General features: G+C 53.3%; 20 protein-coding genes. 13 read left to right on the forward strand and 7 right to left on the reverse strand.

Annotated features, from left to right (window positions below; translation table 11 throughout):
• Nucleotides 1-15: 15 nt before the first annotated feature.
• The 7 genes from LOS79_RS01650 to LOS79_RS01680 all read left to right on the forward strand — a co-directional run bounded on the left by LOS79_RS01650 (nt 16) and on the right by LOS79_RS01680 (nt 8,458).
• A complete protein-coding gene (locus LOS79_RS01650) occupies nt 16-1,104 on the forward strand; it encodes a Gfo/Idh/MocA family protein (protein WP_315415809.1) in 1,089 nt (362 codons plus the stop codon).
• Nucleotides 1,105-1,336: 232 nt separating this feature from the next.
• On the forward strand, nt 1,337-2,437 hold the full coding sequence (locus LOS79_RS01655) for a Gfo/Idh/MocA family protein (protein WP_315415810.1): 1,101 nt from the start codon (nt 1,337-1,339) through the stop codon (nt 2,435-2,437).
• Between the two features lie 36 nt (nt 2,438-2,473).
• Nucleotides 2,474-3,442 (forward strand): sugar phosphate isomerase/epimerase family protein, encoded by a 969-nt coding sequence (locus tag LOS79_RS01660; protein WP_315415811.1) that lies wholly within the window; start codon nt 2,474-2,476, stop codon nt 3,440-3,442.
• Nucleotides 3,443-3,495: 53 nt separating this feature from the next.
• Nucleotides 3,496-5,979, forward strand: a complete 2,484-nt coding sequence (locus tag LOS79_RS01665) for a GH39 family glycosyl hydrolase (RefSeq protein ID WP_315415812.1) — start codon at nt 3,496-3,498, stop codon at nt 5,977-5,979.
• Between the two features lie 30 nt (nt 5,980-6,009).
• Nucleotides 6,010-6,999, forward strand: coding sequence for a sugar phosphate isomerase/epimerase family protein (locus LOS79_RS01670; RefSeq protein ID WP_315415813.1), 990 nt, complete (start codon nt 6,010-6,012; stop codon nt 6,997-6,999).
• Between the two features lie 21 nt (nt 7,000-7,020).
• Nucleotides 7,021-7,413, forward strand: a complete 393-nt coding sequence (locus tag LOS79_RS01675) for a C-glycoside deglycosidase beta subunit domain-containing protein (protein WP_315415814.1) — start codon at nt 7,021-7,023, stop codon at nt 7,411-7,413.
• A gap of 169 nt (nt 7,414-7,582) precedes the next feature.
• Complete coding sequence (locus tag LOS79_RS01680; RefSeq protein WP_315415815.1) at nt 7,583-8,458, forward strand: cation diffusion facilitator family transporter; 876 nt, start codon at nt 7,583-7,585, stop codon at nt 8,456-8,458.
• A 41-nt stretch (nt 8,459-8,499) separates the two neighbouring features.
• Here the strand turns inward: LOS79_RS01680 and LOS79_RS01685 are convergent, their stop codons facing one another.
• Nucleotides 8,500-9,219: an MFS transporter gene (locus tag LOS79_RS01685; protein WP_397386726.1), complete on the reverse strand. Its 720-nt coding sequence runs from the start codon at nt 9,217-9,219 to the stop codon at nt 8,500-8,502.
• Nucleotides 9,220-9,362: 143 nt separating this feature from the next.
• Nucleotides 9,363-9,887 (reverse strand): MFS transporter, encoded by a 525-nt coding sequence (locus LOS79_RS01690; RefSeq protein WP_315415817.1) that lies wholly within the window; start codon nt 9,885-9,887, stop codon nt 9,363-9,365.
• A 165-nt stretch (nt 9,888-10,052) separates the two neighbouring features.
• Here LOS79_RS01690 and LOS79_RS01695 point away from each other — a divergent pair, with 165 nt between their 5' ends.
• Nucleotides 10,053-10,658 (forward strand): TetR/AcrR family transcriptional regulator, encoded by a 606-nt coding sequence (locus tag LOS79_RS01695; protein WP_315415819.1) that lies wholly within the window; start codon nt 10,053-10,055, stop codon nt 10,656-10,658.
• Nucleotides 10,659-10,670: 12 nt separating this feature from the next.
• Here the strand turns inward: LOS79_RS01695 and LOS79_RS01700 are convergent, their stop codons facing one another.
• Nucleotides 10,671-11,204: a chromate transporter gene (locus LOS79_RS01700; RefSeq protein WP_315415820.1), complete on the reverse strand. Its 534-nt coding sequence runs from the start codon at nt 11,202-11,204 to the stop codon at nt 10,671-10,673.
• A gap of 14 nt (nt 11,205-11,218) precedes the next feature.
• Entirely contained in the window at nt 11,219-11,854 is a 636-nt protein-coding gene (locus LOS79_RS01705; RefSeq protein ID WP_315415821.1) for a chromate transporter, read from the reverse strand.
• Nucleotides 11,855-12,279: 425 nt separating this feature from the next.
• Between LOS79_RS01705 and LOS79_RS01710 the strand changes: the two genes are divergently transcribed.
• The 4 genes from LOS79_RS01710 (at nt 12,280) to phnE (LOS79_RS01725) (ending at nt 15,948) form a co-directional block, all read left to right on the forward strand.
• On the forward strand, nt 12,280-13,377 hold the full coding sequence (locus LOS79_RS01710; RefSeq protein ID WP_315415822.1) for a phosphate/phosphite/phosphonate ABC transporter substrate-binding protein: 1,098 nt from the start codon (nt 12,280-12,282) through the stop codon (nt 13,375-13,377).
• 159 nt (nt 13,378-13,536) lie between these two features.
• Complete coding sequence (gene phnC, locus LOS79_RS01715) at nt 13,537-14,319, forward strand: phosphonate ABC transporter ATP-binding protein (RefSeq protein ID WP_315415823.1); 783 nt, start codon at nt 13,537-13,539, stop codon at nt 14,317-14,319.
• Nucleotides 14,312-15,127 carry a phosphonate ABC transporter, permease protein PhnE gene (phnE, locus tag LOS79_RS01720; RefSeq protein ID WP_315415824.1) on the forward strand — a complete coding sequence of 272 codons (816 nt, stop codon included), beginning with the start codon at nt 14,312-14,314 and terminating at the stop codon, nt 15,125-15,127. The genes phnC and phnE (LOS79_RS01720) overlap by 8 nt, the downstream gene beginning before the upstream one ends.
• Before the next feature lie 14 nt (nt 15,128-15,141).
• Nucleotides 15,142-15,948: a phosphonate ABC transporter, permease protein PhnE gene (gene phnE, locus LOS79_RS01725; RefSeq protein WP_315415825.1), complete on the forward strand. Its 807-nt coding sequence runs from the start codon at nt 15,142-15,144 to the stop codon at nt 15,946-15,948.
• Between the two features lie 187 nt (nt 15,949-16,135).
• Here phnE (LOS79_RS01725) and LOS79_RS01730 read toward each other — a convergent pair whose 3' ends face one another.
• Nucleotides 16,136-17,725, reverse strand: a complete 1,590-nt coding sequence (locus tag LOS79_RS01730; protein WP_315415826.1) for a bifunctional metallophosphatase/5'-nucleotidase — start codon at nt 17,723-17,725, stop codon at nt 16,136-16,138.
• On the opposite strand from LOS79_RS01730, the gene LOS79_RS01735 reads away from it, so the two are divergent.
• Complete coding sequence (locus LOS79_RS01735) at nt 17,700-17,984, forward strand: hypothetical protein (RefSeq protein WP_315415827.1); 285 nt, start codon at nt 17,700-17,702, stop codon at nt 17,982-17,984. The genes LOS79_RS01730 and LOS79_RS01735 overlap by 26 nt on opposite strands.
• Before the next feature lie 168 nt (nt 17,985-18,152).
• Here the strand turns inward: LOS79_RS01735 and LOS79_RS01740 are convergent, their stop codons facing one another.
• Entirely contained in the window at nt 18,153-19,085 is a 933-nt protein-coding gene (locus LOS79_RS01740) for a hypothetical protein (RefSeq protein WP_315415828.1), read from the reverse strand.
• A gap of 587 nt (nt 19,086-19,672) precedes the next feature.
• Nucleotides 19,673-21,658, reverse strand: coding sequence for a beta-galactosidase trimerization domain-containing protein (locus LOS79_RS01745; RefSeq protein ID WP_315415829.1), 1,986 nt, complete (start codon nt 21,656-21,658; stop codon nt 19,673-19,675).
• Nucleotides 21,659-21,698 lie beyond the last annotated feature (40 nt).

Below are 21,698 nucleotides of genomic sequence, written 5' to 3' on the forward strand. Positions count from 1 at the left end.
TATGAGGTGATTAGATTGATAAATAAATTAAAGTACGCGCTGATCGGCGCAGGCGGAAATGCGGAGAAGAAGCATATCCACGGCTACCTGGCTCTGGAGGATGTTGAAGTTGCCGCTATTTGTGATATTGATGCAGGCAAGGCTGCCCGGATGGCGGAGAAATATAATGTGCCTGGTGTATATACCGACTACAAGGAGATGTTCGCTCATGAACGCCCCGATATCGTCAGCATTGTTACACCTAACTTTCTGCATGCGGAAATTACAGAATATGCTCTGGCCCACGGCGCACATGTCCACTGCGAGAAGCCGCTCAGCATCAGCAGCGAAGAAGCTGCAAGAATAATTGCGGCCCGGGACCGCTACGGCAAGCAGGTAATGATCGGGCTGAACAACCGTTTCCTTAATGAAGCGGTCTTCCTGAAGAAATGGATCGATGACGGAAACCTGGGTAAGATCTACAATGCCAAAGCCGGATGGGTACGGCGGGCAGGAATTCCGGGCAGAGGAACCTGGTTCACGGACAAGGACCGCTCCGGCGGCGGGGTCTTGATCGATCTTGGCGCCCACTATCTGGATCTGGCGCTCTACTTCATGGGCTTACCAAGAGCAAAATATGTTGCCGGCAGCATTCATCAGAATTTCGTTCACACGACAGCCCGCAACCGCAACGGGTACAGGGGAATTGAAGGCGGGCTCTTTAATGTAGAGGATGCCGCAACAGGTTATTTGGGGCTGGAGAACAGTGCCTCGCTATCCTTTGATTTCAGCTGGGCATCAAATATAGAAGAGGACCGCTTCTATGTGGAGCTGATGGGCTCGAGAGGCGGAGCAAGCCTGGTGAACGGTACGCTGAAGCTGTTTGGGGAAAGCTCGGATATTTGCCTCGACATCACTCCGAAATTGAAGCTTAATCCAGCATTGCAGCTGAAGAATGAATTCCGGCATTTCGTCGACTGCATCAAAGGACAAGGCGGCAGCCTGATTGCTCCTGCGGAAGACGGCTTGTATTTTGCAGAGATTGTAGATGCGTTCTATGAGAGTGCGGCAGCCGGGGGACCGGTGCTGCTTAACAACAAACAGCCGGCAGCCGCTGTTATATAATAGTATATTTTCTGCGCAGCATGCGTCATTTCAGGGGAAGAAGCCTGGAGTGGCGCATGCTGTTTTCTTACTAATGAAATCGCTTACATGAATTAATAAATATCCGCTTGCCAAAGAAATCTGAAAGTGATAAGGTAGAACCAAGAGATTTACTGATAGTAAATGATTATTAAATATAAAACTATTAAACGTCAGTAAATCACTTCGAATTTTCATTCAGGAGGAAAGTACAATGAGCGCAAAAAAATTAAGATTCGGATTTATCGGCTGTGGAGGGATCGCTAACCAGAAGCATTTCCCGGCGTTGTCTGCTTTGAGTGAAGAAGTAGAGCTGGTGGCATTCTGCGATATTGTCGAAGAACGTGCGGTCAAAGCAGCGGCGCAATACGGAGCAGAAAATGCAAGCGTATACACAGATTATAAGGAATTGCTTAAGGATGAAAGCCTGGATGTAGTTCATGTACTTACACCTAACGTATCCCACTCTTACATTACTGTAGATGCACTGGAAGCCGGCAAGCATGTACTGTGTGAAAAGCCGATGGCGATCAGCACTGAAGAAGCTCAGGCGATGCTGGATGCTGCTAAACGTACCGGCAAGAAGCTGACGATCGGCTACCAGAACCGCTGCCGTGTAGACTCACTGGCCTTGCATGAAGCTTGCGAGAATGAAGAGCTGGGCGAAATTTACTTCGCCAAGGCCCATGCGGTCCGCCGCAAGGCGGTTCCGACCTGGGGCGTATTCCCGGACAAATCGAAGCAGGGCGGCGGCCCGCTGATCGATATCGGCACACATGCGCTGGACCTGACGCTGTGGAACATGAACAACTACAAGCCGAAGATGGTTGTCGGCTCCACGTATCAGAAGCTGTCGGACAATCCGATGGGCAACATGTTCGGGCCGTGGGACCCGGAAACCTTCGAGGTTGAGGATTCAGCCTTTGGTTTCATCAAAATGGAGAACGGTGCGACGATCTTTCTGGAAGCAGCCTGGGCACTGAACGTTCTGGACGGCAAGGAAGCGCAGGTTACCCTGTGCGGAACGAAAGCAGGTGCTGAGATGCGCGGTAAAGCATTCCTGGACGAAGGTTACGTAGTGTTCAACTCCGCGCAGCACGGACAGCTGGTAGAAACGGGACCGTCCGATGGCGGCGGCGTGGCTTACTTCAGCGGAGAGAGCCGTAAGGCTAATGCGGTTGAAGCCCGCATGTGGGTGGATGCGCTGATTAACGATAAAGAACCGCTGGTGAAACCGGAGCAGGCTCTGGTAGTTACCCAGATTCTCGAAGCGATCTACAAATCCGCAGAGACCGGTGAACCGGTATTCTTCTAAAAATTTTGCGCGTGGCGCAAGAAAGGTGTAGTTCCGATGAAACTTGGCGTATTCTCCGTACTCTTGCAGCAGCAGCCGCTTGAAGAAGCACTTGATGTGATTGCTTCCAAGGGACTGGATGCCGTTGAGCTCGGGACCGGGGGTTATCCCGGCAAGCATCACTGTAATCCGGATGTGCTGCTGGCGGATGCCGGCAGGCTGAAGGCGTTCAAACAGCAGTTTGAATCCAGAGGCCTGACCATCAGCGCGCTGAGCTGCCACGGCAATCCGCTGCATCCCCGGAAGCAGATCGCCCGGCAGTATCATGAAGAGTTCATGAAGACGCTTGACCTGGCTGAGCGGCTGGAAGTGCCGGTTGTCGTCGGCTTCTCCGGCTGTCCCGGTGATTCCGATGATGCGAAATATCCCAACTGGCCGGTTGCCCCCTGGCCGAATGAATACAGCGAGCTGCTGGCCTGGCAGTGGGAGCAGAAGGTTATTCCTTACTGGAAGGAAACCGGACAATATGCACAGGATAAGGGGCTTAAGATTGCGCTTGAGCTGCACGGCGGGTTCTCCGTTCATACGCCGGCTACACTGCTGAAGCTGCGTGAGGCTGCCGGTGAAGTGATCGGCGCCAATCTGGACCCGAGCCATATGTGGTGGCAGGGAATCGACCCGGTGCAGGCGGTCCAGATTCTCGGCCGGGCCGGAGCGCTGCATTATTTCCATGCCAAGGATACGGCAATCGATCCGGTCAATGTCAACCGTTACGGGGTTACGGACATGCAGCCGTATACCGCACTGCTGGACCGGGCCTGGAACTTCCGCTCTGTCGGCTTCGGCCATGATAACAAAACCTGGGCCGATCTGATCAGTACCCTGCGGCTGGTAGGATACGACTATGTAATCAGCATCGAGCATGAGGATGGCCTGATGTCGGTAGGCGAGGGCTTCTCGAAGGCCGTTGATACACTGAAGCCGCTTCTGATCCGCGATCAGGCGGCAGATATGTGGTGGGTATAGCCTAAGCACAAATTCAGGAAGGAGCTGCGCAAGTGGAGAAGCCAGATCACCCTATGCTTCGGATCATACACCAGTTGGCTTTACAGACCTCATTCATTTCGGGCAAGGACTCCGGCACCTTTGCCAGCCCTGATCTCCTGATTGTTTTTATTCTGCGGGGAAGCCTCACGGTTCAGCAGCAGGAGCGGAAGCTGAGACTCGGTGTACATGACTTCATGCTGCTGCATCCGCTGGAAGAATACCTGCTAGAGGCCGGCAAGGAGGCTGTCGCCGCCCGCTTCCGGCTGCCTCAAGAGCTGCTGGCCCATTTCGGCACTTCCGCGGAGCAGCGCTTCGCATGCTGCTCCGTCCGGGAACAGAGAGAAGCGGATGAAGTGCTAAGAAGTCTGTTTACAGAAATCCTGCAGGACAAGGCCAAGGCGAAGGAGCTGGCGGCCTGCCCTGTTGCGGAGCTCAAAGTGACCTTTCAGCTGCTTCATCTGCTGCTGAAGCATTATCAGGCCAAGACCCCGGCAGCCCGCCTGGCAGCTATGCCGAACAAGCCCAATCAGCGGCTGCTGGAGATTTGCTCGTATATGCTGGCCAATTACCGGCAGCCCTTAACCCTGAACGAAGTAGCTGAACGCCACTATGTTTCTGTGCCGTATCTCTCCAAGTCGTTCAAGAAGGAGATGGGCCTGACCTTCTCGGAGTATTTGAACCAGATCCGTCTGAATCATGCGCTCGCGCAGCTGCTGTATACGGATCAGCATATTACGCGGATCGCGCTGGACAGCGGGTTTCCCAGCCTGACCGCCTTTAACCGTGTCTTCCGCGAGACTTATCAGCTTACACCTTCCCAGTACAGGAAGGGGGAGCAGGAGTCCCGCCTGGGCGCTGCCGGCGGGGGGACACCGGAGCTGCCGGAGACTGGACTTGCACCGGGGGAACTGGAGAACCTGCTTACGGGGCTTGCTCCGGAGGAAGCCCCGGCGGTGCGGGTACAGGCTGCACCGGAGCAGGCGAGAAGCTATAAGCGGGTCTGGAAGGAGATCATTAATATCGGCTATGCCCGGGATCTGCTGAACTCCGACCTGCAGGAGCAGCTTCAGCTGATCCGCAGCGAGCTCGGGTTCTCCTATGCCCGTGTATGGGGAATCTTCAGCGATGAGATGATGATTGAGGATCCGGCAGAGCCGGAGACCGGTTACAACTTCAGCAATCTCGACAAGCTGCTGGATACGCTGATCCGCAACAACCTCCGGCCTTACCTTGAGCTGGGCGACAAGCCGAAGCTGATTCAGAAGAATGCCGGCCATAAGATGGGGAGAGCTCCTGTCAGGCCACGGCACAGGGAGCCGGAGGAGTGGAAACGGCTGATCCGTTCATTTCTTATCCACTGTATCAACCGTTACGGCAGTGAAGAGGTGGAGAGCTGGTACTTCGAGCTATGGCATTCCAGCAAGCATGCGTTTATCTTCGAGGGCGTTGAACAGATGGTTAGTGCTGGGTATCAGCCGGAGGAGATGGGGCAATGGTTCGATGAATATTTCATCCGGTACGACCAGACCTGGAGAGAGATGAAGGAGCTGCTGCCGGGAGCAAGGCTGGGCGGCTGCGGACTCAGCATGGACCTGGAGGGCCGGTTTCTGCCGCTGCTGCTGGAACGGTGGAGCAGACGGGAGATCACACCGGATTTCCTGTCAGTCTATCTGTATCCTTACGAGTTCACTACTCCTGCCGGCGGGGAGACTCCGGTCTTTGCCCATTCAGCGGATGAGCAGTGGATAGTGCATACCATTCAGGCAGTCAGGCAGTCACTGGCGGAGCACGGTCTTGAGCAGCTGCCGCTGCATGTATCGGAGTGGAATTTCAGCATTTCAAACAGGGACCATCTGAATGACAGCATCTTCAAAGCCTCCTATATTCTCAAAAATATGACCGAGGTGCTCGATGAAAAGGTTCTGATGGGCTACTGGCTCTACTCCGATATCTTCAGCGAATTCCGGGATTCGAAGCGGCTGCTCTACGGAGGAGCAGGGCTGATCTCCAAGAACGGAATCCGGAAGCCGGCGTACTACGCCTTCGCCTTCCTGAACAGGATGGGCAAGCAGCTGATAGCCCGGGGCAGGGATTATCTGCTGACGGGACGCAGCAGTGACCGTTATCAGCTGCTCAGCTTCCATTACCGGCACTCCGGGCTGGACGGTTACCCGGGTACCGATCTCGAGCAGCTGCCGGGTGAGCTGGAGCAGGCGGGAAGCCACTCCACACCTCTGGTCCGGAAGTTCCGGCTCGAAGGCCTGAAGGACGGCAGCTACCGGCTGAAGCGCTCCTGTGTCAGCAATGAGCGGGGCTGCATTCTCAGGGAGTGGAATAAATTCGGCAATGTTCATGATATCCGCCCGGATGAAATTATGTTCCTGAAGCAGATTTGTGTGCCTGATATTTCTGTTGAGCATGTGGAAGTGAGGAACGGCTGGATTGAACTCAATAGCTCGCTCCGGCCGCATGAGGTAAGTCTGATCGAGCTTGAACTGAGAATGGATACAATGTAAAGATGATTACGAACGGGAAGAGGGATGAAGATGTCAAGTATTAAACGAGCAGTAAGCCTATACAGCTATCAGGATGAATACGCCCGCGGCAAAATGACGCTTGAGGATTGCATCAAGGAGCTGGCGGCAACCGGTGTGGAAGGCGTTGAGATTATCAGCGACCAGATGTTATGGGGCGCTCCGGAGGTCTCTGAGGAGACCCTCGCGGATTGGCACCGGATCATCACCGAGAACGGCGTTAAGCCGGTCTGCAATGATATCTACATTAATACCGTATTGTACAATAACCGCAAGCTGACCACGAAGGAGAATCTGGAGTTGCTGAAGAAAGAGCTCCGCCTTGCCCATAAGCTTGGCATCACGCTGGTCCGGCTGGTCTCGCTTACGCCGACCGATATTATTGAAGCTGCTCTTCCGCTGGCTGAGGAGCTGAACGTTGTAATGGCGCTGGAGGTTCATGGCGGCATGGCGTTCCATAATCCGGAGACGAAGAAATTCACCGATCTGATGTTCAAGCTGAACTCCCCGTACGTGGGGCTGGTTGTAGACACAGGCATCTTCTGCCGCAAGCACCCGCGCGTCTCGACGCAGTTCTTCCTGAACCAGGGTCTGAATCCGGCAGTTGCAGAATACATCGACAATGAATTTGCCAAAGGCAGGGACGTAGAGGCGATCAGTCATCAGCGTGTACTGCCGGATGAGCTGGAGAGCGGGATCCGTTCCTGGACAGACCGTGAATACGTGCTGTTCGCCGGAGGCTACGAGAACCATGACTTCTCCGTGCTCGATGAATATATGCCGTTCATTAAGCATTTTCACGGCAAATTCTTCGAAATGACTGAAGAGGGTACAGAGTACTCGATTCCGTTCAAGGAATTCATCGACTACCTGAAGGACAAGGGGTATGACGGTTATATTGCAAGTGAGTACGAAGGCGGCCGGTTCGCGCTGCCGGGTACCGAGATTGATGCGGTATCCCAGGTCAGACGCCACCAGGAAATGCTGCGCAGCTACATTTAAGGGCACAGGAGGGATAAGATCATGTTTGATAATTATGTGTTGACGGACAACAGTCTTAAGAATGTGAAGAAGGACGGGAAGAACACCGGTTATGAGATGCGTACACGGATTACCTATTACCGGGGAATCCCGCTCTCCATGGTGCACGATATTCAGATCGAAGTCGGCGGCCGGCCGGTTCCCCGCGAGAGCATCCGCTTCTCGCTGGACGGCGAGCAGTACTTCACGCTGGAGGAAATGACGACTGTTACTTCCTACAAGTGGGAATACGGACAGGAAGCCATTGTCTATGTTGAGCAGGACGGCGGTCTGCCGGAAGGCGAGCATGAGGTGAAGCTTACGCAGGTAACACGCGTGGCCTACATTCCAGTGCCGTTCTCCGGAACACAGACGAAGACGATGGCCGTGCAGTAAGACAGTTTCGAACCGCATAGTGCCTTGCGGCAATGATTTTGCATCAGGGCAAGCTTCTTTGACCGGGGACATAAATAGTCTCCGGTCAAAAAACGTTTCTCTAGACCCACTCAAATTGCGTCTGCTAAGATGAAACAATGTTATCGCGCTTGAGAGGGGAATACTGGAAATGGAACAGCAGCAGCGTTATGAGAATTTGAAACTGGGTGAACGCGGAGCCATTGTCAGCATCATTGCTTACATCTGCTTGTCCGCTCTGAAACTGATCATCGGGAATATCTCCGGCTCTGAAGCCTTGAAGGCAGACGGTCTGAATAATGCAACGGATATAGTAGCTTCCATCGCTGTGCTGGTCGGTCTGAAGCTGGCCCAGCGGCCGGCGGATGAAGATCATCCTTACGGCCACTGGAAATCGGAGACGATCGCTTCCCTGATCGCCTCCTTTATTATGATGGCAGTCGGGCTGCAGGTATTGATTACGGCAGTCTTCTCGGTCTTCAAGCGGCACGGGGAATCGCCGGATCTGATCTCCGTATGGACCGGGCTGTTCTGTGCTGCGGTGATGTATTTCGTGTATCGTTACAATAAGCAGCTGGCCCTCAAAATCAAAAGCCAGGCTGTGATGGCCGCAGCCAAAGATAATATTTCGGATGCCCTGGTCAGCATCGGCGCTGTAATCGGTATTGCCGGCTCGCAGTTCGGCATGCCCTGGCTTGATGCTGTAACAGCTATTATTGTAGGCTTAGTGATCTGCAGGACGGCATGGGATATATTCCGTGATGCCTCGCATCACCTGTCCGACGGCTTCGACGAAACGATTATACAGGTGTTTAAGGAGACGGTAGAGCAGGTGGAAGGTGTGGAGGAGGTTAAGGAGCTGCGGGCAAGAAACTATGGCAGCAATGCTGTAGTGGACGTTGTCCTGTCTATCGAGCGGGGCCTGGAATTCCAGGAGGCTCATAATGTGGCAACCAATGTGGAGAATGAGCTTAAGAAATCCTCAGAGGTCATTGAGGTCCATGTGCATTATGAGCCGTCCAAGTAAAATTATAGTGTAAGCATACAAAGGAATTCCAAAACCAGGAATTATCTTTGCCGTTTGCCCGTTAGCCATAGACTGAATAGTGCTCCGAATACAGCGATGCAGGCAGCGAGCAGGAAAGTGTCCGCGTATGCAGCCAGCTCTGCTAAGGGAGCGTCAATGCCTGGTACCCCTGCCCTGGTATTGATTCTAATACGCATAAATTGACTTAATCCGGCAATGGAAAGAGGGATAATGAGGTTGGAGCTTGCCGAAATAAGTGGTGTAACCCGGCTGATTGACTCCCTGGGGGCAGACTGCAGGATGTAAGTGTTCAGTGACATCATGCAAAGCCCCATCCCGATTCCGAGTAATCCCACTACCCCCGTAATCAGCACTCCATCTGCATTCATGTTCATACGCGAAAGAAGCGTTAAAGCTAAAGCAATAATTCCCAGACCGGCACTTGCTAGAGGCCGAATACCGATACGGTCAAAAAGTCTGCCTCCAACAGGCATTAATAGTCCGGAAGTAACCGCCAGCATGCTCATCACCAGTCCGGCCTGAAACGGGCTATAGCCCTTGAAATTCTGTAAATACTGCGGAATAAATACGATTGATCCGTTAAGAGCTATATATTGTATCCAGCTCACTAACATCCCTCTCCTAAAACTGGCTGCCCGAAAAGCCTTCAATTCCAAAATGGAATCAGGGTGCCGTGTCTCATGGACCCATAACCAAATCAGCAGCATAACACCGGCAATGACCATTAGCCATGCAATCAAAGGAACAGAGCTAACATTTAGACTTAATGCGATTAGGACAAAGGCGGCCGGGGCCAATATTAAGCCGAGCAGATCCAATGATTTTGTATTCACGGAAGGGGAGGGTGCGCTCAGCAAGCCGGATTTAGGCAAATAATACAAACCTAATAATATACCGTAAGGACTCCCAGCGGCAAATTAATCAGGAATATCCAGTGCCAGCTGACAGATTCTATTAACCAGCCGGATAGGACAGGGCCTGAGGCTGGTGCCAGCAGCATCGGAATACCGAGCATTCCCATGACTTGTCCTTTTTTGTCTGCGGGTGCAAGGCGGAAAACCATAGCCATGCCTATGGGCTGCACCATTCCTCCGCCTAACCCCTGCAGGACTCTAAATGCGATTAACTGTTCTGCATTCTGAGCGGCCGTACATATTAATGAGCCGAACACAAATAACATTACGGCTATGCTATAAGCTTTGGCTGCGCCAAATCTGTCTGAGAACCATCCTGCCAGCGGAATTGTTACAGACATTGCCAGCAAATATCCTGTGATTACCCATTGCAAAGTATCAAAAGAAACTCCAAAATCTCTAGCCAGATTGGGAATAGCCACATTCATAGCAGTGCTGTCGATCATTACCATCATCATTCCGGGGATAATTGCCAATATAGCTTTTTTATTCATAGCTTTTCTCCTCTTTAGTGAACGTTGTGTTGATTAGCTGTTGCCCGTTGATTATAATGTAAAGACCCAAAAAATCGATGGTCATGATCTGGGCTTGTGTTCATTAATCAACCAGAAGCTGCTGAATGATCGGTAACGGGCACTTTTTTTAGGGAGAGAGAGACTATGAATGATAAGGTTGACCGGCGTATTCTGAGAACCCGGACTCTATTACGAGATGTTCTCCTTGATTTGGCATCAGAAAAAACCCTCGAAAGCATCACTGTAAGAGAGTTGACAGAAAAAGCCGGATTAAACAGAGGGACTTTTTATTTGCACTATAAGGACATTCATGATTTTTACGAACAATTCAAGCATGAGCTGCTGGAACAGTTCCATGCACTGATTAAGAAGCTCGGCCACACTCCTGAGAGCCAGGAGCCCTTCAGTAATCCTCCTTCCGGATATGTCCGCCCTTTTGAGTATGTACTTGAACAAAAACGGTTTTTTAAAGTTTTTATGGGGCGCGGAGGGGATTCGGCACTTTCACTCCAGATGACTGAATTAATAAACCGGCAATTCGTGCATGCTTACAAAGCCAAGCACCGTCAGACCTCTTCCCCGGAAATCCCTGTGAAACAAGAGTATTTATTTGCCTATTTGGCCTCAGCCTATGTGGGAACTATCCAATTTTGGATCCAGCGGGATTTCGACTTATCTCCTGCGGATATGACTATTGTATTCTCACAGATTTCCAGGCTTGGCTCCACTCATGTGAATTTTACGGATTAATCTATTCTTGCCTCAAAAGATAACAATGCCGCAGACCGCCGACAGAAGGATGGCTGCAAAGGGATGGAGCTTATACTTGAGCACGGCCGTCAGGCAGAGTACACAGATGATTAACATCCCGAGATTCGGCCAGGTGAGCAGCGGCTTCCCGGACCCGCCCGCCCCGAAATGGACCGCAGCATAGATGATAAACCCGGTGATGACCGGACGCAATCCATAGAACGAAGCTCTTACCCAGCGGTTGCCCTGCATCTTCAGAAAGAATGAAGCGCAGAGGATGACGATGATCAGGGACGGCAGTATGATTCCGGCGGTTGCCGCGGCAGCCCCGGCGAGACCAAGCTGCGAGTAGCCGATTAGAGTCGCCGTATTTGTGGCAATGGACCCGGGAGACATGCCGGCCAGCGCCACCAGCTCCTGGAATTTCTGCGGCTGAATCCAGCCGTTATCCGTCACTTCACGCTGAATGAGTGCGATAATCGCATAACCTCCGCCGAATGAAATCGACCCTATTTTCAAGAATACAACAAACAATTGCCATAACACTTACATCAGCACCTTTAAATATAATATTCCGGATAGTTAATCTCGAGCTGGTTATCCTTCACATCCTTTTCCGTCACTGCGGAAATCCCCAGGGCATGTTTGATGATGATGACGGCTACACCGGCCGCCGGACCGCCGAGAATCAGATAGACTGAGTTCAGCGAGGTGAAAAATAGCACAAGCACCGTCAGTCCGGTGATGACCAGCGTAGCTGAATCAAAAATGGAGCTTCGTCCCACTCTATATGCCGCCAGAATAATCAAAGCCACCACGGCCGCATGAACTCCCTTCAGCGCCGCTGCCACTTTGGGAACATCCTTATACATCGTGCCGAAGACACTGAGAATCAGTACAATCAATAAGGTCGGCAGCGTTATGCCGGTTACGGCAATGACCGCCCCCGCAGTTCCGGCCAGCCTGTATCCGATATAGGCAGCCGAATTCACCGCTACACCGCCTGGTGCGGAACCCGCCACAGAGACCATATCCCCGACTTCATCTTGCTTCAGCCAGCTTTTCTTCTCTACAACTTCCCGCTCAATCGCCGTAATCATGGCATACCCTCCCCCGAAGGTGGAAGGCCCCAGCTTTAAGAAAACTACAAACAACTGTACAAGCTTATTCAGATATTCCCTGTGTTTCATTTTCATACTCATCTGACACCTCTGGCTGCAATCGGTAATGGTGAACCCTATCTAATTATAGCACCTTAATTCCACTTTGGATGAATGTTATTGTACAAGGCACAGAGGCTTACACTAACGAACGGGAATTTAAAATTTTTATTATTTGTAAAATATATCTCTGCTGCCGTTTACACTCGCCGGGGTCTATTTTTTTGAATAACGGGGAAAATCCCCTGTTTTTTTACACTTTCCCTGCTGCGGGTTAATCCTGCGTTAATCGTTAAATGTACTCCCTGACAGAGCTCTAACCTGAGGAAATGTTCCTTTACATAGTTTTAATTATCACCAAACATAGGGCTTGTATGATGGGACTCGGGCGTCCTAATCGGGATTTTTACCTGAATTAGGAAATAGAAAGAAAAAAACTCAAAAAGTGGAGGTACTTTCTAGTGAAAAAGAATTTAATGTTAACCGCCGTATTTGCAATGAGCATTGGTCTTCTGTCGGGATGTGGTTCTAATAACAATGGGGGCAGCAACAATAGTGCTGCCGGGAGCGCTGCACCAGCCACCGAGGTTACTGCCACTGCAACACCAGCGGGAGCAACCGAAATCAAAGAGCTGAAGATCAGCTTTGTTCCTTCCAAGGACCCGGATCAGATCATCACAGCTACCGATCCCCTTAAGGAATTACTTAAAACTCAATTGGCTACCGAAGGCTACAATGTAGATACAGTAAGCATCGACGTCGGCACTACATACGAAGCGGTTGGTGAAGCCCTGACTGCCGGAACAACGGATATCGGTCTGATTCCCGGCGGTACTTACGCACTGTATGATGATGGCGCTGAAGTTATTCTGACCGCAACCCGTGCCGGACTCTCCAATGATTCCGACAACCCGAAGGACTGGAATGACAACAAGCCTACCGAACCTACTGCAGATCAGGCTACTTACTACCGTTCCCTGCTGATTGCCGGCCCGACTGAAAAAGGCCAAGAGCTGGCTGCCAAGGTAAATGGCGGAGAAAGCCTGACCTGGGATGATCTGAACAGTGCCAACTGGGCAATCATGTCGACTACCTCTTCTGCCGGATACATCTATCCTACTCTGTGGCTGCAGGCCAACTACAGCAAGAGCCTGACTGATCTGGCCCATGTGGTTACTTCTGATTCCTATGGCAGCTCCTTCGCCCGTCTGGCAAACGGCCAGGCTGACGTGATTGTTGCTTATGCGGATGCAAGAAGAGACTATGTGGATAAATGGACAGCAGAGCTTGGCAGAACAGCTTCTGTCTGGGATGAAACGAATGTAATCGGCGTAACTCAGGGAATCTACAATGACACGATCAGTGTCAGCAAGCAGTCCCCTCTGATGGACGATGCGTTCAAAGCTGCCCTTAAAGAGGCATTCATCGCTATTGCCCAGACTCCGGAAGGTAAAGAAGTAATTTCCGTGTACAGCCATGAAGGCTACAAGGAAGCAACATCCGCTGATTATGACAATGAGCGTAAAGCCCAGGAACTGATCAAGAGCATGAAGCAATAAATCACGCAAGCTGAGAAAAGTGTGCAGGAAGTTATCGGATGAGGGCGTCATGGTGTCATGATGTTCTCATTCTTTACAAGATAACCTCGAAGCCAAAGCCCCACTTTGTGGGGTTATTTTAACTTTTGTATGCCACATCACAAGATTGGAGTATCGGTCATGATCGAATTCAAACAGGTGGAGAAACGGTACCCGAACGGAACCGTCGCCTTACAGCATATTGATCTGAGCATTGAGCAGGGCGAGTTCGTCGCTGTTATCGGCCTTTCCGGTGCCGGCAAGTCGACCCTGATCCGCTGCATTAACCGGATGCATGAAATTACGGGCGGCCAGTTGAATGTTGACGGTGTAGACGTAGCGAAGCTGAAGGGCAAGCAGGTCCGCCGGTTCCGCCGGAGAATCGGTATGATCTTCCAGTCGTTTAATCTGGTGACGAGAACAACGGTCATGAAGAATGTACTGGTGTCCTTCGTGCCTGACCTGCCGTTCTGGCGCAAGCTGACGGGGGTCTTCGCCAGGGAGCATAAAATTAAAGCGCTGGAGGCGCTCGATAAGGTCGGTATTCTGGACAAAGCGTATATCCGCGTGGATCAGCTGTCGGGCGGCCAGCAGCAGCGGGTTGCTCTGGCCCGTACGCTTGCGCAGAATCCCGATATTATTCTGGCGGATGAGCCCATCGCTTCGCTTGACCCTGTAACTTCAAGGATTGTCATGAACGATTTCAAGCGGATTAACATGGAGATGAACATCTCTGTCATTATGAACATCCACCATGTTGAGGTGGCCCTGGAATATGCGGACCGGATTATCGGCATCAGCAAGGGGGAGGTTGTATTTGACGGCGATTCGGGGCAGGTCACGAAGGCGGTTCTTGAGCAAATTTACGGTGAAAGGGTGGGGGAAGCGGGCCTGATGCCGGAGGAGAGTGCGCCTCATGTATGATAAAATTTTCCCGCCCAAAAAAATAGTGCTGCCCGGCGGCAAAACGGTCCTGGAAAAACGCTCGCGTCTGCCGCTCGTTCTGCTGCTGATTGCTGCTGCGGTGATCGTATCGGTGGAGTTCACTGAATTTGATATCCGGGTGCTGTTCACCCGGGTGGGCCAGTTCTTCGTAATTATCGGGAATATGATTCCCCCTGACTGGAGTTATTGGAAGCATCTGCAAAAGGCGCTGATCGATACCCTGCAGATGTCGCTCATCGGTTCGATGATCGGTGCGCTGCTTGCTCTGCCGACAGCTGTTCTAGCCTCTACGAATATAGTACGGAGCCGGATAGTCGTGACCTTATTCAAAGTCATTCTCAGCCTGCTGCGAACACTCCCAACGCTGGTATCGGCACTGATTGCCACCTTCGTCTTCGGACTGGGCCCGACCGCCGGCGTGGTTGCCATATTGCTGTTCACCCTGTCCTATGTCGGCAAGCTGATGTATGAGCAGATCGAGAATGTGGATATGGGCGCTTTTGAAGCGATGGAATCCATCGGCATGTCCCGGCTGCAGGCGTTCCGTTATGCGGTTATGCCTCAGGTGCTGCCGGGGTTCTTGTCCTACTCGCTGTACTGCTTCGAAGGCAATGTCCGCTACGCGGCGATTCTCGGTTACGTCGGGGCCGGGGGTGTAGGTCTGCTAATCAAGGAGGACCTCGGCTGGCGCGATTATCCGAACCTGGGGATGACGATCCTGTCGCTGGTGGTCATCGTATATCTGATTGAAACTGTAAGCGAGCATTTCCGCAAAAAACTAATCTAGAGGAGGGGGAGCCTATGTCCAGCATCGATAAGCAGCTTGGGGCCTCGCCCCGTAATCTCCGCTATGTGCTAACCGTAAGTATTATTGTATTTCTGTTGTTCATTTGGTCACTGGCAGCCGTCAACCTTGAGGATATGAACCGCAGCGGGTTCAAAATTGCCGGAAATATCCTCAGCGGAATTGTTCATCCCGATCTGAATCTCCTGTTCAGCGTATCAAAGCAGAGTGTTCTCTATTTGCTGGTTCAGACTATGGCCATCGCATTTCTCGGAACCCTCGTCGGGGCAGTGCTCTCAGTTCCGCTTGCCTTCCTGGCAGCATCGAATGTCGTGCCGAAATGGCTGGCGTGGCTGACCCGGCTGGTGCTTATTATTATCCGGACTATTCCTGCCCTGGTCTACGGGCTGATGTTCATCCGCGTATCCGGTCCCGGTCCGTTTGCCGGTGTAATGACGGTAGGGATTACATCAATCGGCATGCTGGCTAAGCTCTATGTTGATGCAATTGAAGAGCTGGATACGAAGGTGCTTGAATCGATGACCTCAATCGGCTGTTCTACCTTTGAGAAGATCCGTTACGGCATTCTTCCGCAGCTGCTGTCCGTCTTCCTGTCCGTGACGATCCACCGCTTCGATATGAATATGCGTGAGGCCTCGATTCTCGGTCTGGTGGGTGCCGGGGGGATTGGCGCACCGCTTATCTTTGCGATGAACGGGTACAAGTGGAATCAGGTCGGCTCAATCCTGATCGGCCTTGTCATTCTAATCCTGCTGATTGAATGGATCTCGAATAAGATCCGCGGCAGACTGGTTAAGGGCTGAGCTTGAGCGGTTTATCATATTTGAATAAAAAAGATGTCCCAGGCTGCAGCTGCCTGGGACACTTTTTTTGTTAAGGGGCTCATCTGTTTCGGGGTCCGCGCAAAGTAGCGGAGTATGCTTCGCAGCTAAAGCCCCGCTTTGCGGGGATGTATGCGAACAGGTTGTGTGACTGTACAGGCCGGACGCTTCAGTAAATGACCTGCCAGTTATGGTTACACACAGAGCGGATGACGCCATGCTCACGGATATAATCCGCGAGAAGCTCAGTCATGTCCGTCGGAATTTCACGGACTACGGTGGCACCCTTCAGCATGTCGAAGTTGCCTCCGCCGCCTGCGCGGTAGCTGTTCATAACCACCTCGAAGCTGCTGTCTGCGGTGAGGGGGAGGCCGCCGCGCTCAAGCCGCACCACCCGCTGGCCTACCGGCTGTGAAATATCAAGCGTGTAGTCCATTCCTTCCCACATATCGTAATTATAATGCTGCGGTTTCGGAGCCAGATAATCCGGGGACACCCGCAGACCTCCGCCGGATTCCTCCCGCGCGAAGTAGCGGGCGTTCTGCTCCAGCGCTTCGCGGATCTGCCGGCCACTCAGCCGGAGCACCTTAAGGGTGTTGGGATAGATGTAGTTCGAGACGACATCGCGCATCGTAATCTGCTCCCCGAAGCCCCGCGCTTCATTGGTGAAGATCGCTGCGCAGGAAATTTCAGCGCCGGTCACCGCGAGCTGGACGCGGTTAACGAATTCGGTGAAGGGGTGGTCGGCGAGCCGGGCAGTGAAGGGATCCGGAATCGACAGGTCTCCCTCTGAGCTGCCGATGGGCTGATCCAGCCATGCCTGGGTCGCGCGCTCTTCCTCAGTGAATTGGGAGAGGAAATCTTCGTCTGCTGCTGCATCACTTGCCATGAGCAGATGGGTGCTCTTGCGGTGGAGTTTCCAGCTGCCGCCCGGCTGGGGCACAAATTCCAGCTGTACCTTAGCCATCGCCTGGCCGGCGCTGCCCGGCTGGGCAATGGCGACACCGTTCACCTCACCGCTCAGCAGCCGGTGCTGATGCCCGGTGAGCAGCACATCGATGCCGCTCAGCTCCCGGCACATGGCATAACCCTGGTTCTCTCCGGTGAGCGGTTCGGTCGGTTCCCCGGTGAGCGGATCGCGTTCGAAGCCGCCGTGGTAGCAGACGACAAGCGCATCGGGCTGCTCTTGCTCACGGATGCGGGCAATCCAGCTTTGCGCGCTCTCGAGCGCATCCTTGAATTCAAGCCCGGCTATATGTGCCGGACTCTCCCAATTCGGGATATAGTGTGTCGTAAGGCCAAGCACGGCAATCCGGATGCCCTCCGGGTGCGTGAACACGCGGTAGGGCGGCCCGAAAGCCGGAAGCTGGCTGTCTTCATTAACAATATTAGCGGCCAGCCACGGGCAGTCTGAATCTGTGATGGCCTGATTCAGCAGCTCAGGCCCGTAATTGAATTCATGATTGCCAAGAACGGCGGCATCATAGCCAAGCAGCTTTAGCGCCAGCCCTGCCGGGTGCCTGCCCTGGCGGCTGCTGAGCTTGGCGTAATGGTACATCAGCGGTGTGCCCTGAAGCAGGTCACCGTTATCGAGCAGCAGGAGTTCCGGATCGAGGCTTCGCTCCTTAGCGATCAGGGTAGCCAGCTTCGCCAGCCCGAGCGGCTGGTCACCCGCTGCGCGGTAATCTGTAGGGTACAGGTGGCCGTGAATGTCACTGGTCTGGAGAAGGGTCATGACGACGGATGGTGTGGATGTCATTGGATCAGGCCTCCTTGGTGATGGTTTGGTGATGGTGCTGGTGGTTATGATGATGGTGCTGCTGGTACTGGTGGTGCTGGTGGTGCTGGTGATGGTGATGATGGTGCTAGTAATGATATATATTATACCCGGCTTGTTTCAGCGCAGCGTTAAGCGGAGGATAAATTTCTGCCGGATGTCCGGGTCTGCGGGTATAGTCATGCGCCGGTTTTTGAGTAAATTGTGTAGCGTTACGGACATGAGAGACGTTAAGATGTGAAAAAATGCCTGAATGCTGGCCATACGGACATCAGCGCCGTTATTTCGCTAGAAAAAGTAGAGATAGCACACAAAAAGTGGCGAATAAGGGCTGTGGTGTCCGCAAAATCGTCAAGTGGAGCAAAAACGGGCACATAAGGGCTGTCATGTCCGTAGTAACATAAATTTCCTAAGTAACCGAAGTGCCCAAAGTACCCGGTGGACTCAAAGTCCCCGAAGTCTCCGAAGTAGCCGAAGTGGCCGAAGTAACCGAAGTAGCTGAAGTGTCCGAAGTAGCCGAAGTAGCCGAAGTAACCGGAGTAGCCGAAGTATCCGAAGTATCCGAAGCACCCCAAAGTACCTCAAGTACCTCAAGTGCCTCAAGCGCCCGAAGTACCCCAAGTCCCCGAAGTACCGAAGTAGCCAAAGTAGCTGAAGTAGCCGAAGTATCCGAAGCACCCCAAAGCACCCCAAAGCACCCCAAAGCACCCCAAAGTACCTCAAGTACCTCAAGTACCTCAAGTACCTCAAGTGCCCGAAGTACCGAAGTAGCCAAAGTAGCTGGAGTAGCCGAAGTATCCGAAGTACCCGGAGCACCCCAAAGTACCTCAAGTACCTCAAGTACCTCAAGTACCTCAAGTACCTCAAGTACCTCAAGTACCTCAAGTACCTTAAGTGCCCGAAGTACCCCAAGTCCCCGAAGTACCGAAGTAGCCAAAGTAGCTGGAGTAGCCGAAGTATCCGAAGCACCCCAAAGTACCTCAAGTACCTCAAGTACCTCAAGTACCTCAAGTACCTCAAGTACCCGAAGTACCGAAGTAGCCAAAGTGCCCGAAGTAGCCAAAGTAGCTGGAGTAGCCGAAGTATCCGAAGTATCCGAAGTACCCGGAGCACCCCAAAGTACCTCAAGTACCTCAAGTACCTTAAGTGCCCGAAGTACCCCAAGTCCCCGAAGTACCGAAGTAGCCAAAGTAGCTGGTGTAGCCGAAGTATCCGAAGCACCCCAAAGTACCTCAAGTACCTCAAGTACCTCAAGTACCTCAAGTACCTCAAGTACCTCAAGTACCTCAAGTACCTCAAGTGCCCGAAGTACCCCAAGTCCCCGAAGTACCGATGTAGCCAAAGTGCCTGAAGTACCCGAAGTAGCCGAAGTGTGCGCCAGACGGTGTCGTATTTGACTCAGGTAGTTAGTGTTTCTTCCCGTATAAGTCTAATTCGAAGCCACATTCAGGCGTACCTTAGGTGGAGTTTATGAATCGCCGCAATATGGCTGGAGTGGATAGCATAAATCAGGGGCAGAAGTGCCCCTAAATCTAGCGAAAGCGAGCGATGAGCGCAAAATAGGGGCAGAAGTGCCCTAATTCTAGCAAAAGTGAGCGATGAGCGGCAAATAGGGGCAGAAGTGCCCCTAATTCTAGCAAAAGTGAGCGATGAGCGGCAAATAGGGGCAGAAATACCCCTAAATCTAGCGAAAGCGAGCGATGAGCAGCAAATAGGGGCAGAAGTGCCCCTAAATCTAGCAAATCTCTAGAGCCGAGGAAGTAGGTGACGAAGATCCAACGAAATGTAGCCGGGAGCCCATCCGCCGGTTAAAATGGAGAACAATATAGTAAGTGAAAGCAGCAAGCCCCAGACTATGCGAATGCCTGGGGCTTGCTGCTATCTGCATGGATGGAGGATAGCCTGGCTGCATCCTCTGACCAAAACTACCTAGGCCAGCTCGATCACGACCAACTGGTGATTCTCAATATATGGGACGGTGTACGAAATCCCGCCGTCCATATCTGCCGCAAACGGCAGCTCAGTCATCGCCGGGGCCAGATAGACCCGCTTGACGGCTTCACCGGACGGGAGCCGCAGGCGGACGGAGACATCGTGCAGCGGCACGATGTCCTCGATCACCTCGATGCGGCCCTTCAGTGCCGGAGCCGCATAGAGCAGGTGGTGCACGTAGCGGCGCTCAGCCTGCTGATACTGCAGGGTCGTGATGCCCCGCGCCGGCAGGCTGGTGCTGAGCACGGGCTGCGGCAGCAACCGGGACAATGCATGGAGCACCATCTCCTTGAGGATAAGATGGCCGCCGTCGGCATATTCGCTGAATACATCCCAGGCGATGTAGATCCCGCTGCCGCTCTCGACCATGGCCGGCCCGTTGTCCTCCCGGGCACCCGGTGTATGCTGATGCGAGCAGAAGGTAAATACATCGCGGTTGAAATACGGGTTCTCCAGATGGCCCAGGGAGTCCCCGCCGTTTAACTCCACGAGCTGTCCCTCACCGTACATGACGAAGGAAGCGGGCTGCAGCGCACCGGGAGTGAAGTGCGGCCGGAAATAGGACGGCCGGTACGTATTTGTTCCCAGCCAGCTCACCCCCAGGTCGAGCGCAAAAGCATCTCCGGCCGGGTTCAGGCCGGACCGGCCGGTAGCCAGCACCTTGCCGCCCCGGGCGGTAAAGGCGGCAATGGCTGCCGCCAGCTCAGGCCAGACCGGCACCTCATCCGGCAGCACCAGCACCTTGTAGGCTGACCAGTCACTATCCACATCGACGATGTCATACAGATAGTGGCCTTCGGTCAGAATGCGCACCGCCCCGGCATCGGCCAGATTGCGCGCCCCCTTGAGCGCCTGCCCGCCGGGGCAGGCCTCGCGCGCTGCCTCCAGGGACAGGACGGCGATGTCGGCAACGGAGGCAACGCCGCTGCACCACGGCTCCTTCGCCTCGACCTCGGCATAGGCGGCGCCGATCAGGGCGTAGGTGGCTTCATCCATCAGGCCGGACGGGTGAAGCTGGTCGCCGATGGAGCATTTGGCGCCGTGGGCGAGGCTGAGCGCAGCTTCATAACGCAGCGCGTTCGGATGCTTGTAGCCGCCGAATTCGCCCCAGGAGGTATGGAATTTGCCGGTCATGCCGAGAAATTCCAGGCCAAGCGGCTGGGCGTAACGGGCAGACAGCGGGAAATGGTCGTAGCCCCAGCCCCCGGTCGGCAGCGATTCCAGCTCAAGATGGGTGTTGACATGGACGAGGTCGCGCCGGCCCCGCTGCTGATGGCCGTTGTTGTGATAGACCGGCAGGCCGGGCTTCACGGCGTCGATGGTCTTGCGGACGCGGCGTGCATAGTTCAGATAGGTCTGCTCACCCAGAGCAACCACGGCTGCCTCGTCGCGCGGGTCCTTGCCGTCTGCCCGCAGGGCGGCTACGCAGTATTGGCAGCGGCATTTGCGGGCGCCGACGATATCGAGGAAGATGCCGTCCGCATCATAACGGCTGACCACCTCATGAATCTGTGCCAGGAGAATGTCCAGATAAGGCGTGCCCAGGCAGAATTCGTGATAGCCCGGCGTCATGAAATCCTTCACCCAGCGTGTGCGGTCCTCCGCGTCACGGATGAGCCACTCGGGATGGCGGCGGGCCAGCTTCTCATCCAGGCCGGCTGATAAATACACCGGAGTCTTAACCCCGATTTCGTGGGCGGCTTCGATCATTTCCCCCAGCAGATCGAAGTCAAGCTGTGGATGAATCTCATTGGCTTCGCTGGGATGATAAGCCCAGCCATGATGGCATTTGGAGAACACGGTGACGGAATCGACATGGCCGGCGCGCAGCATGGACTGGAACTGGGCTTTGCTGAAATCTTGTCCGATGCCGGGAATGGCCTCAGAGGTATGGAAGTCGAGATGAACCTGACGGAAACGCATGGATGAACAGCTCCTTATAGAAATTGGATATATAACGATT

The organism is Paenibacillus sp. MMS20-IR301, assembly GCF_032302195.1.
In the GTDB taxonomy this organism is placed as follows: domain Bacteria; phylum Bacillota; class Bacilli; order Paenibacillales; family Paenibacillaceae; genus Paenibacillus_AQ.